This is a genomic window from Chryseobacterium sp. CG10_8, assembly GCF_058117085.1.
The window spans coordinates 1-370 of sequence record NZ_JBYVEB010000298.1; the positions used below are offsets into that span (position 1 = coordinate 1).

The 370-nt window shown below is 33.2% G+C and carries 1 protein-coding gene; it reads right to left on the reverse strand.

What is annotated here, in order from left to right:
• A partial coding sequence (locus tag AC4AGG_RS16835; RefSeq protein WP_489773174.1) for a hypothetical protein occupies positions 1–255 on the reverse strand: 255 nt, incomplete at its 3' end.
• Between the last annotated feature and the right edge of the window lie 115 nt (positions 256–370).

Below are 370 nucleotides of genomic sequence, written 5' to 3' on the forward strand. Positions count from 1 at the left end.
GTCTCCAAAATTGACGGTTTTTGCAAACAAATTTTTTGAAGATTTTGCTAATTCGGTTTTTACAGATTTTAATTCCGTAAGAAGTTTTTCTTTGTGCTTACTTTGGTTGAGAGAAATGAACTTGGATTTTAGTTCCACATTGTTCAGTTCATTTTTAGCTTGTTGCTCTTGTAGAAAATCATTTCTACAGGAATTGATAATTCCAAGAAAAAGCAACAACAATCCCCAAAAATAAATGGTTTTTCTGTTTGTCATAGATTTTGTGTTTTTGTTTGAAAATTTTGTTTCGTTGGTTTTGCGGTGTGTTCAGACCATTTCTGCCAACGAAAAAGTATTAGCGAAGGCGGGCGAAAAGTGAACTGAAAGTTCG